The sequence below is a fragment of the Chitinimonas violaceus genome (genome assembly GCF_052601015.1).
The window spans coordinates 1-506 of record NZ_JBQXDJ010000222.1 but is presented as its reverse complement, the minus strand read 5'-3'; the positions used below and the strand labels follow the sequence as shown (position 1 = coordinate 506).

The 506-nt window shown below is 49.0% G+C and carries 1 protein-coding gene; it reads right to left on the bottom strand.

Annotated features, from left to right (window positions below; translation table 11 throughout):
• The coding region (locus ACUHMQ_RS21025) for a GGDEF domain-containing protein (RefSeq protein ID WP_445297385.1) at nt 1–506 on the bottom strand (506 nt) is incomplete at both ends.

Sequence of the window (506 nt, the reverse complement as noted above, 5' to 3'; positions counted from 1 at the left end):
CACATACATTAATGCGTTCCCCTCAGCGATGATCTGGTCCAAATGGTTGTGTTTCGCGGGCTTGAACTCGACCGTTCCATAAGAAAACGCCACTGGGTACGGCCATTTTGGCTGTTGTAATCTGTCTCGAATCCGCTCTGCCACCTTATCCATGAACTGCTCAGTATTATCTCGATCTGAATCCATCACCAGCACGATAAACTTATCTCCGCTAAGTCGCCCGATAAGATCAGAACCACGGATTGAAACCTTCAGCATCGCGGCAAACTCCTGCAACACACGGTCTCCTTCAGCATGGCCAAAGACGTCATTGATAGACTTGAGTATGTCTATGTCGAAGAATACAAGCGTGGCGGCGATCGCATGCGCTGCGCAGAAACTAAGGGTTGTATTGCCGAGCTGTAAGAAGCCCAGTTGGTTGGAAATGTTCGTCAGCTCATCCACGGTCGATATATTGAGTGTATTGAGCTCCCCCTCCACCAAATTGGCCATATCTTGAAGCAGTG